Origin of the sequence: Dehalobacter sp. DCA (assembly GCF_000305775.1) — a bacterium.
Taxonomy (GTDB): Bacteria; Bacillota; Desulfitobacteriia; order Desulfitobacteriales; family Syntrophobotulaceae; genus Dehalobacter; species Dehalobacter alkaniphilus.
Map to the genome: position 1 here is coordinate 1,760,009 of NC_018866.1, position 14,802 is coordinate 1,774,810.

The following is a 14,802-nucleotide window of genomic DNA, read 5'->3' on the forward strand; positions in this document are numbered from 1 at the left end:
GCAGATGGTCTCAGCCGTTTGTGTTAATCTTTTCATTCATGCTGCCGCTACGGTAACCCTTCAGGTCAAGTGTTGTATAAGTAAATCCAATATCAGCAAATGTCTTATAGATCTTCTGTGCTAAATCCGATTGGACTATCTTTGTATTCTCCTGCGGAGATACCTCGATCCGGGCAATATCACCATGGTGGCGCACTCTGACTTGACGGAATCCCAAATCGTGCAAATACTGTTCTGCCAAATCAATCATCTTTAGTTTCTTTTCGTTGATCTCTTCACCATAGGGGATTCTGGAAGACAAACAGGCAAATGAGGGTTTATCCCAGGTTGTCAAGCCATATTCTTTGGAGAGAAGGCGTATTTCTTCTTTCGTCAGCCCCGCCTGGAGCAGCGGGCTCTGTATACCCAGCTCTTCTAAAGCCTGCCTTCCCGGACGATAATCGCTTAAATCATCCGCATTGGATCCTTCCACGATATATTTTGCGTCGTATTCAGCCGCGATCCCCAATATTTTACTGAACAATTGTTTTTTACAGAGATAACAGCGATTAAAAGGATTTTTACCGAATTCAGGATCATCCAGCTCTTCGGATTCAATAAGCAAATGACTAATCCCTTCCTGCCGGCAAAATTGCACAGCTTCCCGAATCTCTCTCTCCGGGAAAGCAACAGATTTAGCCGTTACGGCGATCACATTTTTACCAAGAACGTCTTCGGAAACTTTCACTAAGAAAGTACTGTCCACCCCTCCGGAAAATGCAATCATTACCCTATCCATATTCTTGAGTTCTTGTTTCAGCAGAACAAGTTTATCTTTGTAATCCATTGATCAGCCTCTTTTTGTATATCTGAATGTTTATTAAGCTGTATGATATTCTTTTCAGCTTAATATACCATAATTTCTATGGTTTTAATAGGATCAGATGGTTAGATTGAAAAAACACTGCCAAACGCAGCAAGCTGAAAAAAGAGCCCGATTAACGAGCTCTTCCAGGGAGTTTACCGTCTTCCCCAAGACTAAATTATGCAGCCTTCTTTGCAATGAGCGGTTTCACGCAACATCCAATGTTTTGTAAACATTTGTGTACACCTCCTCTCACCGGAAATTTCCTAAGGCATCATATTCATCTCAAAGCAATCTTGATTAAGAACTCTTTTCACCGCTTTGAGAAATATCCATGCGTTCTCGTAAACTTCTTCTTGTTTTTCTTCCGGGATTTCCGCCGATAGTTTTCTTAAAAAAAGATCTACGCGTTTCCATAAATCGTCCTTCGTTTTCTGACCTTTGCCTGTCAGGACCAGATTTATGGCCCTGCAGTCAATTTCAGACCTTTGCTTGACAATCAACTCCTGCTGGACAAGGGGTTCAATCAGTCTCGTCGAGGTACTTTTTTCGACGCCAAGTAATGGGTGTAAATCCGAAAGCTGCATTGTACCATAGCTTCCTACGAGGTCCAGAATATAAAACTGGGTAAACGTGACACCCCCGCCAAGGATCGCATCCTGCTGGCAGCATCTGGACGCTTTAGTCATTTCAGCAAGCAGACAAAGCAATTGACGGTTGTTTTTCATCGGCACCTCTCCTTAGTTGTATAATACAACTACTTATTGTTGTTCGTCAAGTCATTTTTTACTCCATATTCACCGTGAAACCAACAATTTTCAATCATCATTCCCAAAATAGGGTTATTTTAATCCCGATTAAAATTTTTCTTGATAATATCCTTAACGACTTCCCCTGCCATCAGCAGACCAGCCATCGATGGAACGTAAGATATACTACCGGGGATCTGACGTTTCAAGGAACAGTGGGCATCACCACTGGGGCAAATACAATTGGACTCGCAGCTCGTTTCCTGTTCCAAAGGCTTCAAAGTAGGTTCCGGAGAAAAGACGACTTTGAACCCCTGCGTAATACCTTCCCGTTTCAGGAGTTTGCGTACTGCTTTGGCTAAAGGGCAGCCGCTTGTTTTGGATATATCGGCGACGCGAAAACTGAGTGCATCCAGACGGTTGCCGGCTCCCATACACGAGATGAGCGGAATCCCTCTCCGGTGACATTCTTTGGCCAGACTTACTTTGCTTTTTACCGTATCGATTGCATCAACCACATAATCCGGTTTCTCGGCAAAGAAAACTTCAGCTCCTTCCTCTTGATAAAAGAACTGGAAGGTTTCTATTTTTGCGTTGGGGTTGATATCCAGTATCCTTTGTTTCATTACCTCAACCTTGGCTTTACCAATCGTCGAGTGCAAGGCATGAAGCTGCCGGTTAATGTTTGTCAGGCAAATCTCATCAAAATCGACAAGTTTAAAGAAACCTATACCAGCTCTGGCCAGGGCTTCGGCCGTATAGGAGCCGACCCCGCCCAAACCGAAAATATACACTTTGCTGCTCTGAAGTTTTGACAGGCCCTCCTGACCAATCAACAATGCCGTACGGGAAAACTGATTTTGCATAATTATAAGACCTCGATTCCTACGACTCCGTAACCGGCATCCTCAATCGCTAATTGAATCGCTTCATCTTTGATGTCACTTAATGATTCCAGTATGGCCGTCTTGGACTCCAAATTCACATCGACCTCTGTTACACCTTCAAATTCACTTAAGGCCTCTTTTACATGACTGACACAGTGGCTGCAGCTCATGCCTTCGATTGCAATTTTCTTTTTCATGTTTTACACTCCTCATAGATTAATTGAGTTATCTTACCGGCCTGAACCGTTTTAGTCTCAGTGCATTCAGCAATACCGACACCGAGCTAAAGCTCATGACAGCGGCGGCAATGGCCGGATTCAGCAGGGGGCCTCCAAAGATATACAGGATTCCCATCGCAATAGGGATACCAAGGATATTGTAACCAAATGCCCAAAATAAATTTTGCTTAATATTTCTGATTGTATTTTTGCTTAACTGGATCGCAGCCGGAACATCGAGCAGGTCGCTTCGCATCAGAATAATATCCGCGGATTCCATCGCAACGTCCGTGCCTGAACCGATAGCTATCCCGATATCTGCCTGGGCGAGGGCCGGAGCGTCGTTGATGCCGTCGCCGACCATGGCGACCTTCCTGCCTTCCTGTTGGAGCTTCTTCACTTCGTTTGCCTTATCCTGAGGCAGGACTTCAGCCAGCGTTCTGTCGATTCCGACCAATTTGGCGATAGCCTCGGCCGTTCTTTGGTTGTCACCGGTAATCATGACAACTTCAATATTCATTTTGTGGAGGATTTCAATCGCCCTACTGCTGTTTTCTTTGACCGTATCGGCTACAGCAATAATTCCAGCTAAGGTGTTATCGATCGCAATATACATCGGAGTCTTGCCTTCTCTGGCCAATTGATCCGAGGTTCCCTCAAAGTGAAGAAGAGATATTCCCCTTTCGCCCATCATTTTTTTGTTGCCAAGCAACATAGCTCTGCCTTCGATCTGTACTTCGATCCCCTGACCGGGAATTGCCTTAAACACATCTGGTTTCTTAAAGCTAAGCTTCTTATCCTCAGCTTCCTTAACAATTGCTTCTCCAAGCGGGTGCTCCGATCCTTTTTCGGCTGAGGCGGCAAGCTGCAGAAGATCGTTTTGACTGATCCCATCAGCAGTAATAACGTCTGTGACTTTGGGTTTCCCTTCCGTGATCGTACCGGTTTTATCAAAAACGATGGTATTAATTTTATGTGTCGTTTCTAAGGCTACTCCGCTCTTGATCAAGACCCCATATTCGGCGCCTTTGCCTGTTCCGACCATGATCGCGGTTGGTGTGGCCAGCCCCAGAGCACATGGGCAGGCGATAACGAGTACCGATATAAAGATAGTCAGCGCAAAGACCAAGGACTGCCCACCAATAAAATACCATCCTAAAGCCGAGAGCAGAGCAATCCCCATCACCGCCGGTACAAAGTAACCGGAAATCACGTCGGCCAGCTTTGCGATCGGCGCTTTGGAGCCCTGTGCTTCCTCAACCAATTTGATGATCTGCGCGAGGACCGTGTCCTTTCCGACTTTGGTCGCTACATATTTAATGATCCCGTTTTTATTAATGCTGGCCCCGATGATCGCATCCCTGGGATTCTTTTCTACCGGAATGCTTTCTCCGGTCAGCATGGATTCATCCACGGAAGTAGTCCCTTCAACGACATTACCGTCAACAGGCATTTTCTCTCCCGGTTTCACAAAGATAATATCACCGGTCTCAACCTCTTCGATCGGGATCTCAATTTCTTTCCCATCCCGGATAATGATGGCCGTCTTCGGTGTAAGCCCCATCAACTTTTTAATCGCTTCCGAGGTCTTGCCCTTCGTTACAGATTCCAGATATTTGCCCAGTGTAATCAGTGTCAAAATCACACCTGCCGCTTCAAAGTACAGATGATTCGCATATTCAGTATTTCCCCTGAAAATCTGAAAAACTGCAAAGACTCCATAAATGAACCCTGCCGAAGTACCCATTGCAATGAGCGAATCCATATTCGGGCTTCCCTTGAGTAGCGTTTTAAACCCAATGGCAAAGAACTTATAACCTGCGATCATCACAGGCAGAACAAGAATCAGCTGGATAAGGGCGAAGTTTAAAGGATTCATCATCGGATCAATCATTTCCGGCAAATGAAAGCCAACAGCACTGCCAAACATATGTCCCATCGTAATACTTAAAAGCGGAACCGTAAAGATAGCGGACAGCATAAACCTCCGCCAGAGAGCTTTTCTTTCCCTTTCTTTTTTTTCTTTGTCTTCATCAATCTTTGCTTCTTCCAGAGCGCTGTATCCGGCTTTTTCAACAGTCTTTTTGATATCTGAAACACGCAGCAGGGAAGGTTCATAGCGGATGTTTAATTTCTCTGTGGCAAAGTTAACATTGGCCTCTTCAACGCCCTGCAGTTTCCGTACGGCTCTTTCGACAGCCTTTGCGCAAGATGTGCAGGTCATCCCCTCTATTTTCAGTGTCTTGCTGGCTGTATCGGTCAGCGCTTTATAGCCTGCTTTTTCCACAGCTGCCTGGATATCCGCAACTGAAATTTTTGTTTCATCAAAAACGATATTCAGCTTTTCCGTCGCCAGGTTCACATTGCTTTCAGATATGCCATCAAGCTTTTTCGTTACTCTTTCTACCGCTCTGGCACAGGCTGCACAGGTCATTCCTTCTATTTTCAGCGACTTTTGCATCATCGTGTACCTCTTTTCAGTGATCTAGCCCTCATATAATTATCTATTTTTTTGTCAAATTTATTACCTATTGTATTTATTTTGTATTTATTGGCCTTTATTTATTGGTCACCTTTGCCAGGATTGCCATGATCTCATCAATTTTTTCCCTGCCGTTACCCTGTTCGAAAGCTTCGGTTACACAGTGCTCCATATGCTGTTTCAGGATCAGCAAATTTGCTTTTTTCAAGAGGGATTGTGTCGCAAGGATTTGATTTGATACATCGACGCAATACCTTCCCTCTTCAATCATCTTAATTGTCGCTTCAATTTGGCCCTGAGCTGTTTTTAAAGCCTGAAGGGCTTGTTTTTTTTGAGTGTTCAATTAATTACCTCCTTAGCCCCTCCCCAGCGGGGAGGGGCTAAGGTAATCATAATATGCCGATCATAATAAGTCAACCGTGTGTGTTGATAACACAGCAGCTGTTGATTGTGCAGTTCCATTGTAAATAATCAAAATGAAAAAGACAAAAGCAGTCGGTCTGCTCTCCATCTCGTCTTCATCATCCTGTTAACCCTGATCAATTTTTATCTTAATACCAAAAAACCACTTTCTCCTGCGAACATAGATCATCTAACATCGCAGGAGAAAGTGGTTTTCATTAATTAGCGGCACTCGAAGAGAATTGCTATTCTACAACATTTCCAAAAAGGCATCAACTCTGAGCTTGATCTGCTGGCGGTCAGCATCGCTGTAGTCTGTTTCAATCTGTAGAAGCGGGATGTTGTGGTTCTTTTTCAAATGTTCCTTGATCGAATAAGATTCAATATTGTACGTATGACAGGCTTGCAGCGTGATATCCACTACCCCGTCCACTTTGTATTCCTGAACCAGTCTGCTCAGCAGTTCAAAGCGGCCGGTATTTGGGGAACTGCAGGAGCACGGGATCTTGCTGTATTTTTCAGCCAGGGCTTCGAACGGATCCATTTCCTCGGATACAAGATCAACCAGACCTTTAATGCCGCTGCAGGATTCTTGCAGCACAATCGCTCCGCCTGCTTCTTCAATAACCTGCATGACTTTTTCCTGTCCGGTGCCCGTAGGACATCCTGTGATGAGTATCCGTTTGCTGGAAGACTGGGAGGCACCTTCACCTTTTGCTGTCATTTCTTTTAGTTCAGCAATCAGTTCCTTGACCTTGGCAGTGTATTCATCGCGTTTGAACTGGAAGCTTCTTCCCCACAGCACTTTTAGCAGATCTGTACCTGAAATTGGAGTCGGATGCAGTTTATTGAGACTAACCAGTTCCATTAAAAGCTTTCTTTCCTCGTTGTAGGTCCTGATGACCTCAGCAAGTTTTTCTTTGCTGATCTTGACATCTAAATTCTTTTCAAAATAATCCTTGGCTCGGTAAATCTGTTTGACCCAATGGGCCTGTCTGTCTTCCAGATTGGAGCTATTCGGAATATCCAGTACGATCATCGGTTTATGCTCCGCCAACAGCTCGTACATCTTTTTCTTGCCGTCACAGGTCGTTTCGGCCAGAACGATATCTGCAAAATGAAAAAAGGGACATTTGCCGCTTACAGCGAAGCCGTAACTGGATTTGACCAGCGGACATAGATTACGCGGCAGCACTTTTTCCGCCTCGGCTATCGGTTCCTGTTTGGTCGCACAAAGCCCAACTGGCACTGCCCCTGCAGCCTCGATGAGTTCTATCGGGGAAAATACACAATAATACCCTACTACATTTCTGCCTTGTTCCTTGGCCTCCTTGGCCATGACCATCCCGCTAGGGATCAGCTGGTCGAAGTAAGCCATTGTTTGAGCTCTCATTTTTCTTGTTCCTCCTCTTTTATAATTCATACCCCAGGACCGCAGCTCCCAGAGCCCCTACAGCCTGAGGACTCGGCGGCACAACCAGCCTGCATCCTATTTCCTGACTAAGCAGGTCTTTAAGCACCTGGTTCTGAGCTACCCCGCCGCAAAAAGCAACGGTATCCTGAAAATGGATCTTCCCAGCCATCACGCTGATGCGTTTCGCGATGGACTTTAACAAACCGGCGACAATACTTTCGACAGTAATGCCCTGCGCCAGCAAGCCGATGATTTCTGATTCAGCAAATACTGCACACATACTGTTGATGTCAGCTGGGTCGGCATCTTCGGCGAGAGCGGATAACTGCGAAACCTCCAGGCCCAGTGTCTGGGCGGTTACTTGCAGGAACCTTCCGGTTCCGGCCGCGCATTTGTCGTTCAGCACAAAGTCTTCAACTTTGCCCTTTTCGCCAAAACCGATCACCTTGCTGTCCTGACCGCCAATATCAATCAACCCGCAGGCTTCCGGCAGCAGATAATTTACACCGCGAGCATGGCAGGTAATTTCACTGAACGTTTTATCAAACATTCCCTGTTGAATACGGCCATAGCCTGTACCGACAAGCAAGCTAATATCATCACGGGTCAGTTCCTGCAGCTTCAACAGACGCTCCAGAACCTCCTGCCCTGCCTGAGAAGGGCTCCAGCCGGTCGGAATAATTTTTGAATCAACCTGTTCTCCATTAAAAAGAACTGCTTTGGTTGATACGGATCCGATGTCGATACCCACTGTCCATTTCATCTCGGGCCTCCAGCATACCTTTTCAATAATTGATTAAGCATTAATTCCCTCTGCTTTAAGCTTTCAAATTACTTTATTATAGCAAGCGTCAGATCTTTCTTGAAATACTTTTTATCTTTAAATAGGATTGCTATCTATCGATAATAACGATAATATGAAATCATTAACGTTAACGGACTAACGGATAAAGCAAAGACTAACGGCCTATCCTATCTGCAGGGAGTGAATATCATGCTGTTGCATCAATTAGAGATTTTTACACAAGTAGCGGAAAAAAACAGCTTTTCTAAGGCTGCCCAAAGTCTTTTTTTAAGCCAGTCAACGGTCAGTACGCATATAAGCAATCTGGAGCACTACTTTGGTCAAAAACTGTTTGACCGGCTTGGAAAGGAAATTGTCTTAACGCCTTTTGGGGAAAAATTATATCCATGGGCTAGAGAAATACTCAATGTAAAAGACAGGGCACTATGGGAAATGAAAGGTTGGACTACGAAAATTGACGGTCATCTTCATATTGCGGCCAGCAGTGTTCCAGCTAAATATGCAATACCACCTTTATTGGCCAAATTTTTAGGTGAGTACAAAGGAATTCAATTTGTCCTTGACCAGAGCGGTTCGGAAATTGTTGCAGAAAAGCTGTTGAACGGGGATGTTGAAATCGGGGTGCTGGGTAAACAATACCATGAGGATCAGTTAACTTTTATTCCTTTTCTGCAAGAAAAGCTGGTCTTAATCACACCCAGCAACATTTGTCTAAACAATCATATTTCCATCACTGAACTGGTGGATTACCCTTTTATTTTTCGGAAGTCAGATTCGGGCACCCAGGCAAATGTTGTTCAAATGCTGCATACATCAGGCATTACGCTTTCCGACTTGCAGGTTGCCGGCTACTGCGACAACCTCGAAGCTCTTAAAGAAAGTGTCAGGGAAGGGATTGGCATCTCGATCATTTCTGGCATAGCCGCTCTGGATTATGTCAAAAGCAGACAGATCAATGCCTATGAACTTGCCGAACTGACCAAAAAAAGAATGTTCTATTTTGCCCACCATAAAAAAAGAACCCTGTCTCCCTGGGCAGAAACTTTTATTCACTTCTGCCTGGAATCAGCCGGTCTTGTTTCGAATCAATATGCATCTTTGCCTGACTAACTTGGCATTTTAGACTGCATAAAAATTTATGACCCTGGAAACCATCTATCACTTCTAAAAAATATAAACGGGATGTAATCTAACCGCACTCAAACGTAACATGGATGTGAAGCACGGCTATTAGCGCCAGGAGGGCGCTAATAGCCGAAGAGCGGTTAGATTACGCCCCGTATACATGCATAATGCCTTATGGCTCACTCAGATTTTATCGAGTGCCTGCTTCAGATCGGCAATAATGTCTTCAGCATCCTCAATGCCGATGGACAGTCTGATCATATCCGGCGTCACGCCGGAAGCAAGCTGTTCTTGCTCAGACAGCTGGGCATGAGTCGTGCTGGCCGGATGAATCACAAGAGATTTAGCATCGGCGACATTCGCGAGTAAAGAGAACAGCTCCAGGTTATTGATAAACCTTTTGCCTTCTTTGATGCCGCCCTTAATCCCAAAAGTAAAAATCGAACCGCTTCCTTTCGGAAAGTATTTTTTGGCTAGCGCATGGTATTTGTTTCCTTCAAGTTCCGGGTAATTGACCCAGGAGACACGCGGATGACTCTGGAGGAAATCAACGACTTTCCTGGTGTTCTCCACATGCTGTCTGACCCGGAGAGACAGAGTCTCAAGCCCCTGAAGCAAAAGGAACGAATTAAACGGGCTGATCGTTGCTCCCGTATCCCGGATCAGCTGCAGCCGGATTTTGGAAATATAGGCCAACGGTCCAAGTGCTTCAAAGTATTTTAGGCCATGATAGCTCGGATCAGGTTCGGTCATCCCCGGAAATTCGCCGCTTGCCGACCAATCAAATTTTCCGGAATCAATGATCAGTCCTCCGATTGTCGTACCATGTCCGCCGATAAACTTCGTTGCGGAATGCACAACAATATCCGCGCCGAATTCGATCGGTTTGAGAAGGTAAGGTGATGCAAATGTGCTATCGATAATCAGCGGGATACCATTTTCATGCGCGATTTGGGCCACAGCCTCAATATCGACAATGTTGATGCCCGGATTGCCAAGGGCTTCTATATAGATGGCTTTTGTTTTTTTCGTGATGGCAGCCCGGAAATTTTCCAGCTCATCGGGATTCACAAACGTGGTTTTTAAACCAAGTCTGGCCAGCGTCGTCGAAAACAAATTATAGGTTCCACCATACAACGTATTCGCAGATACAATCTCATCGCCAGCGCCGGCAATATTTAAGATGGCATACGTGACAGCGGCCGATCCGGATGCTGTTGCAATCGCGGCAGCTCCGCCCTCCAGCGCTGCAATCCTCTTTTCCAGGACATCCGTCGTCGGATTCATCATCCGGGTATAGATATTGCCGGATTCCTCCAGGCTGAATAATTTAGCCGCATGATCCGTATCCTTAAATACATACGAAGTCGTCTGATAAATTGGTACTGCTCTGGAACCTGTTGTCGGATCAGGCACCTGACCGGCATGTACTTGCAGAGTATCAAATTTCCAGTTATTTTTGCTCATATTATTTCCCCTCTTAAATATCTTTAAATGTTTATATGTTCATATGTTTCTAGGTAATTATATTTATTTATCCTGAAACATTTCAGTACTTATATACCTTTCACCGGTATCCGGAAGAATGACCACAATCATTTTCCCTTCATTTTCTGGACGTTTGGCAACTTCCAGGGCGGCAAAAGCGGCTGCACCAGCGGAAATCCCGACCAGCATTCCCTCTTTTTTCACCAGTTCTCTTCCCGTCTGATACGCTTCCTGATCCGTCACCTGGAATATTTCATCAATGAGGTCAATGTTTAAAACTCCGGGAACAAACCCTGCTCCAATTCCTTGAAGGTTGTGGGGACCCGGCCTGCCCCCTGAGAGGACCGGAGAGCCTTGAGGTTCCACTGCGATCACCTTTAGTTCAGGTTTACGCACCTTCAGAACTTCTCCTATACCTGTAAGCGTGCCTCCTGTTCCAACTCCGGCAACCAGAATGTCTATTTTGCCATCTGTATCGGCCCAGATTTCCTCAGCCGTCGTCTCCCGATGAATTTGAGGGTTGGCCTGATTTTCAAACTGCTGGGGTATAAAGGATCCTGGGATTTCCCGGGCCAACTCCGCTGCTTTTTTAATTGAACCTGTCATCCCTTCCGAACCTGGCGTCAGGATGACTTCAGCACCGTAAGCCTGAAGCAGCTTCCGCCTCTCTACACTCATTGTTTCCGGCATGGTCAGGATCAGCCGGTACCCTTTGGCCGCTGCAACAAAAGCCAAGCCAATGCCGGTATTACCACTGGTCGGTTCAATAATCACCGAATCCTTTGTTATGAGGCCTTTTTTCTCGGCATCCAGAATCATATTCAAAGCAATCCTGTCCTTGATGCTACCACCAGGATTGAATGATTCAATCTTCGCAATTACCTCCGCATTGATTCCGGCAGAGATATGGTGAAGTCTTACCAGTGGCGTGCCGCCGATAAGTTCCGTCAAGCCGTTATAAATCTTTCCCATTTTATGTACCACCCGACAATATTTCTTTTTGATCTTAGGAACATCTTAACATAATTTTCGAAACATCTTAAATCCTTTTTTTGTCCTTTTTACCTTTTGGATAAAGAAACAAGACGACCGGTATCATAGACAAGATAATTTTTAGGCATAATGAACATATATTGAAACTGGATACATTTACCAATATAAAAAGAGGTGAACAGCATGTTCTTTTTCGGTTTTCCTTTGGGACTTCCCCTTTTCATTGGCGCATACAGGCCGAGATACCGTTACAGAACCTGGTGGTGGTAAAAGTCACTGCCCAAAACTATCAAGAAAGATGGCTGATTAGGTTTTCCAAATCAGGCGGAACAGGGGCCTGTATTTCAATTAACTTTCCGTCCACGGGATGGCAAAACGAGACGGATCTGGCATGCAAGGCCTGTCTGGGTATCAGGGAGGAGCGCTTCCCGTACATTCTGTCTCCGAGCACAGGATGGCCAAGTGAGGAGAGATGAACGCGAATCTGGTGCGTTCTTCCGGTTTCAAGGGTAAGCTCCAACAGAGAATAATTTTCAAAAGTCTTGATCGTATTGTAATGGGTAAGCGCACGCTCCCCCTGATCATGAACAGCCCGCCGGTTCGGCAGTGTTGGATGCGGTCCGATCGGTGCGTCAACAGAACCGGATGGCGGCTCAATTCTTCCCCGGACCACTGCGTAATATTTTCTTTTCAGCCTCCCATCCTGTAACTGTTTTTCCAGTTCAGACTGGGTTCGTGCATCTTTGGCAAATACCACACAGCCTGTAGTATCCCGATCCAGACGGTGTAAAGGACGAATGGTAATTGTCTCTCCATTTTCCCGAAAGTACTCCGCCAGATAGTTAGCCAGCGTTCCGCCGGTTGTTTGCCCTGCTGGATGCACCAACATGCCGGCTGGTTTATATAAAATAATAAGTGCCGGATCTTCAAACAAAATGTCAATCGGTCCCGGCTCAGGCTTAACCCCAAAGAACTGATCTTCCAAAACGAGAACATCCAAGATGTCCCCGCTTTTTATCTTTTTCTGAAGATAAGCATTTCTTTTATTGAGACGTACTCCGCCTGCTCTGGTCAGCTTTTGAATTTTTCTGCCGGAACATTGTACAATACTTTTCAAATACTGCTCGACAGTCAAGCCCTGATGTTCTTCGGCAATCCGAAATGTTTGAAATTTCTTCATAAGGTCCCTCTCTCATGTCTTTTGACCATGCTTTCTTTGACCGCGAGCTTAATGATGTCTAACAGGGAACCATAGTACCATGATACTGGTATCAGTTTATCTTTTGATTAATAATAATTCAATTAGATTCAGAACATCGATTAAATTCCGGAGCATCAATTGAATTATAAACGACAATTGAATTCGGGTATCGATTGATGTCTTGAATACTTGACAGTAGGACCGATCGAAATTAGAGATAGCAGATTCTGTCGGGAGAAGATGCAAATCCAATGTCCCTATGCTAAAATAAGTCATATTAAATCCACGTGATAAGGGGAGACGGAATTGCTTTATTTTGATAATGCCGCAACTTCCTGGCCGAAACCCGAGGTGGTCTACGAAACCCATGACCGGGTCCTGCGTCAGGGAGGGAGTGCCGGACGCGGTGTCAATCAATCTTCTCTGCGCGCCGGGCGGGAGCTTCTTCATACCAGAAAGGCTTTAAGCCGCTTGTTTGGCATCGCAAATACTGAGAGAATTGTTTTTACGCAGAATATCACCGAATCGCTCAATGTGGGACTCCATGGACTTCTTCAGACTGGGGATCATGTTCTGATCAGCTCCCTTGAACATAATGCCGTTGTCCGTCCGCTGGAATATCTCAAAAAGAGCGGAATTTCCTATACAATTGTTCCGTGCAGCCGGGAGGGTTTTTTGGATCCCGCTATCGTGGAATCTAATTTTCAGCCCAATACCCGCCTGCTTTGTTTTGCGCATGCTTCGAATGTGCTGGGTACGATTCTGCCGATCAAACAGCTCGGGCAAATCGCTAAAGCGCACCATTGCCTGTTTATGGTGGATGCGGCCCAAACTGCCGGCGTGATACCAATTGACGTGGAAGACCAGCACATCGATTTTTTAGCCTTTACCGGCCATAAGAGCCTGTCGGGACCTCAAGGGGTTGGCGGATACTATGCCAGGCCAGATCTTGTTTTAAATCCCCTGATTTATGGAGGGACAGGCCTTCATTCCCTGACCCTTGAACAACCGGATATCTGGCCGGAAGGGATGGAAAGCGGCACACGGAATATCCCGGGAATCGCGGCCCTCGGGGCTGCGGTAGAACTCATATTGCATGAGGGCCTCCCTAAGATCCGCAGCCATGAACTTCAACTGATGTCTATCCTGCTTGAAGGATTGGAACATATCCCGGAAATCCAAATTCTCGGGCCCCGTGACATCAATGCGAGAGTCGGCCTGGTGTCCTGTGTTTTCCGGAATCATACCCCTGACAGCGTGGCTCTGGAGCTGGACCGCCGCTTTGATATTGTTACCCGCTCGGGACTGCATTGCGCCCCCTTAGCCCATCAAACAGCCGGAACCATTGATCGCGGAGCATTGCGCATCAGTATCAATTATTCTCAAACAGAGTCGGATATAGCGGCGTTATTGGCTGCCTTAAATACCATATTGGGAGGTTCAATGTGACAAGTTCGGAAAATGTCGCCCTTGTTTTCAGTTCCGTTCATCAGACGCTTGAAGCAGAAGATCTTTTGAATTCAGGCAGCTGGCCTTTTGTCCTGATACCGGTCCCTCCCTCAATTAACCAGGGCTGCGGGCTCGCGATCCAGATCGCCTGCTCCGACCAGCAGGGCGTTGAAGCGTATTTGGAGCAGTATGACATTCTCCCACTCAAAGCTGTCCGTATGGATTGATGATTATTTTTTGCTTCAGGGGATCATGTTAAATTTTGGATTTAAGATGTATGGTTCTTGTCTTTGGGTATAAATAAATATTGGAGATTGAAAGGAGCATTTTTTATGGGTTACATATTGTTGGTTACAAGTAAAGGTTTCGGTAAAGGTGAAGAAATCCTAGGAGAAAAATTAATGTATTCCTATCTCTACAGTCTGAGCGAGGGAGACCATTTGCCCTCTCATATTTTATTCCTGCACGAGGGCGTCAAGCTGGTCACGGCAGATGCCCCAGTTCTGAACATTTTAAAGACTTTAGTCGATAAAGGGGTTACCATTTATGCCTGTGGCATCTGCCTGGACTTCTACAATCTGAAGGATCAGGTCAAGGTAGGTGAAATCGGCAACATGTATCTGAATATGGATATTATGGCCGAGGCTGAGAAAGTAATTACCCTTGGGTAACGTCCGTTCAGTTATGCCGCAGGAATATACTTTATAAGCAAAAATGACTTACGATATTACTTGCTTCACCCAGT

The 14,802-nt window shown here is 45.6% G+C and carries 15 protein-coding genes; 4 read left to right on the plus strand and 11 right to left on the minus strand.

The annotated features are described in order from the left end of the window. Window positions 1-10: 10 nt before the first annotated feature. The 8 genes from larE to DHBDCA_RS08465 form a co-directional block, all read right to left on the minus strand. Entirely contained in the window at window positions 11-826 is an 816-nt protein-coding gene (gene larE, locus DHBDCA_RS08430) for an ATP-dependent sacrificial sulfur transferase LarE (protein ID WP_015043802.1), read from the minus strand. A gap of 284 nt (window positions 827-1,110) precedes the next feature. Further along, a complete protein-coding gene (locus DHBDCA_RS08435; RefSeq protein ID WP_015043803.1) occupies window positions 1,111-1,572 on the minus strand; it encodes a MarR family winged helix-turn-helix transcriptional regulator in 462 nt (153 codons plus the stop codon). 119 nt (window positions 1,573-1,691) lie between these two features. Next, entirely contained in the window at window positions 1,692-2,459 is a 768-nt protein-coding gene (locus tag DHBDCA_RS08440; protein ID WP_015043804.1) for a tRNA threonylcarbamoyladenosine dehydratase, read from the minus strand. 2 nt (window positions 2,460-2,461) lie between these two features. Beyond that, window positions 2,462-2,677, minus strand: a complete 216-nt coding sequence (locus tag DHBDCA_RS08445; protein ID WP_015043805.1) for a heavy-metal-associated domain-containing protein — start codon at window positions 2,675-2,677, stop codon at window positions 2,462-2,464. 28 nt (window positions 2,678-2,705) lie between these two features. Beyond that, window positions 2,706-5,162, minus strand: a complete 2,457-nt coding sequence (locus DHBDCA_RS08450) for a heavy metal translocating P-type ATPase (protein ID WP_015043806.1) — start codon at window positions 5,160-5,162, stop codon at window positions 2,706-2,708. 94 nt (window positions 5,163-5,256) lie between these two features. Beyond that, window positions 5,257-5,523, minus strand: coding sequence for a metal-sensing transcriptional repressor (locus tag DHBDCA_RS08455; RefSeq protein WP_015043807.1), 267 nt, complete (start codon window positions 5,521-5,523; stop codon window positions 5,257-5,259). A gap of 309 nt (window positions 5,524-5,832) precedes the next feature. Beyond that, a complete protein-coding gene (locus DHBDCA_RS08460) occupies window positions 5,833-6,975 on the minus strand; it encodes a double-cubane-cluster-containing anaerobic reductase (protein ID WP_015043808.1) in 1,143 nt (380 codons plus the stop codon). A 19-nt stretch (window positions 6,976-6,994) separates the two neighbouring features. After that, a complete protein-coding gene (locus tag DHBDCA_RS08465; RefSeq protein WP_015043809.1) occupies window positions 6,995-7,759 on the minus strand; it encodes an acyl-CoA dehydratase activase in 765 nt (254 codons plus the stop codon). A gap of 231 nt (window positions 7,760-7,990) precedes the next feature. Here DHBDCA_RS08465 and DHBDCA_RS08470 point away from each other — a divergent pair, with 231 nt between their 5' ends. After that, a complete protein-coding gene (locus DHBDCA_RS08470; RefSeq protein WP_015043810.1) occupies window positions 7,991-8,911 on the plus strand; it encodes a selenium metabolism-associated LysR family transcriptional regulator in 921 nt (306 codons plus the stop codon). A 198-nt stretch (window positions 8,912-9,109) separates the two neighbouring features. Here DHBDCA_RS08470 and DHBDCA_RS08475 read toward each other — a convergent pair whose 3' ends face one another. The 3 genes from DHBDCA_RS08475 to DHBDCA_RS08485 all read right to left on the minus strand — a co-directional run bounded on the left by DHBDCA_RS08475 (window position 9,110) and on the right by DHBDCA_RS08485 (window position 12,587). Further along, window positions 9,110-10,393, minus strand: a complete 1,284-nt coding sequence (locus tag DHBDCA_RS08475; protein ID WP_015043811.1) for a homocysteine synthase — start codon at window positions 10,391-10,393, stop codon at window positions 9,110-9,112. 63 nt (window positions 10,394-10,456) lie between these two features. After that, window positions 10,457-11,386, minus strand: coding sequence for a cysteine synthase A (cysK, locus tag DHBDCA_RS08480; protein WP_015043812.1), 930 nt, complete (start codon window positions 11,384-11,386; stop codon window positions 10,457-10,459). 310 nt (window positions 11,387-11,696) lie between these two features. Next, the gene (locus DHBDCA_RS08485; protein ID WP_015043814.1) at window positions 11,697-12,587 is read right to left on the minus strand and encodes an RluA family pseudouridine synthase; all 891 of its coding nucleotides are present in this window, start codon (window positions 12,585-12,587) and stop codon (window positions 11,697-11,699) included. A gap of 327 nt (window positions 12,588-12,914) precedes the next feature. Here DHBDCA_RS08485 and DHBDCA_RS08490 point away from each other — a divergent pair, with 327 nt between their 5' ends. The 3 genes from DHBDCA_RS08490 (at window position 12,915) to yedF (ending at window position 14,728) form a co-directional block, all read left to right on the plus strand. After that, complete coding sequence (locus DHBDCA_RS08490; RefSeq protein WP_015043815.1) at window positions 12,915-14,057, plus strand: aminotransferase class V-fold PLP-dependent enzyme; 1,143 nt, start codon at window positions 12,915-12,917, stop codon at window positions 14,055-14,057. Further along, window positions 14,054-14,284 carry a DUF3343 domain-containing protein gene (locus DHBDCA_RS08495; protein ID WP_015043816.1) on the plus strand — a complete coding sequence of 77 codons (231 nt, stop codon included), beginning with the start codon at window positions 14,054-14,056 and terminating at the stop codon, window positions 14,282-14,284. The genes DHBDCA_RS08490 and DHBDCA_RS08495 overlap by 4 nt, the downstream gene beginning before the upstream one ends. Before the next feature lie 105 nt (window positions 14,285-14,389). After that, the gene (yedF, locus tag DHBDCA_RS08500; protein WP_015043817.1) at window positions 14,390-14,728 is read left to right on the plus strand and encodes a sulfurtransferase-like selenium metabolism protein YedF; all 339 of its coding nucleotides are present in this window, start codon (window positions 14,390-14,392) and stop codon (window positions 14,726-14,728) included. The last annotated feature ends 74 nt before the right edge of the window (window positions 14,729-14,802 follow it).

What these genes read in the sequence shown, in the direction of transcription:
- larE (WP_015043802.1), bottom strand. Translation starts at nt 826, where the DNA reads ATGGATTACAAAGATAAACTTGTTCTGCTGAAACAAGAACTCAAGAAT.
- DHBDCA_RS08460 (WP_015043808.1), bottom strand. Translation starts at nt 6,975, where the DNA reads ATGAGAGCTCAAACAATGGCTTACTTCGACCAGCTGATCCCTAGCGGG.
- DHBDCA_RS08475 (WP_015043811.1), bottom strand. Translation starts at nt 10,393, where the DNA reads ATGAGCAAAAATAACTGGAAATTTGATACTCTGCAAGTACATGCCGGT.
- DHBDCA_RS08470 (WP_015043810.1), top strand. Translation starts at nt 7,991, where the DNA reads ATGCTGTTGCATCAATTAGAGATTTTTACACAAGTAGCGGAAAAAAAC.
- DHBDCA_RS08465 (WP_015043809.1), bottom strand. Translation starts at nt 7,759, where the DNA reads ATGAAATGGACAGTGGGTATCGACATCGGATCCGTATCAACCAAAGCA.
- cysK (WP_015043812.1), bottom strand. Translation starts at nt 11,386, where the DNA reads ATGGGAAAGATTTATAACGGCTTGACGGAACTTATCGGCGGCACGCCA.
- DHBDCA_RS08485 (WP_015043814.1), bottom strand. Translation starts at nt 12,587, where the DNA reads ATGAAGAAATTTCAAACATTTCGGATTGCCGAAGAACATCAGGGCTTG.
- DHBDCA_RS08435 (WP_015043803.1), bottom strand. Translation starts at nt 1,572, where the DNA reads ATGAAAAACAACCGTCAATTGCTTTGTCTGCTTGCTGAAATGACTAAA.
- DHBDCA_RS08450 (WP_015043806.1), bottom strand. Translation starts at nt 5,162, where the DNA reads ATGATGCAAAAGTCGCTGAAAATAGAAGGAATGACCTGTGCAGCCTGT.
- DHBDCA_RS08445 (WP_015043805.1), bottom strand. Translation starts at nt 2,677, where the DNA reads ATGAAAAAGAAAATTGCAATCGAAGGCATGAGCTGCAGCCACTGTGTC.
- yedF (WP_015043817.1), top strand. Translation starts at nt 14,390, where the DNA reads ATGGGTTACATATTGTTGGTTACAAGTAAAGGTTTCGGTAAAGGTGAA.
- DHBDCA_RS08440 (WP_015043804.1), bottom strand. Translation starts at nt 2,459, where the DNA reads ATGCAAAATCAGTTTTCCCGTACGGCATTGTTGATTGGTCAGGAGGGC.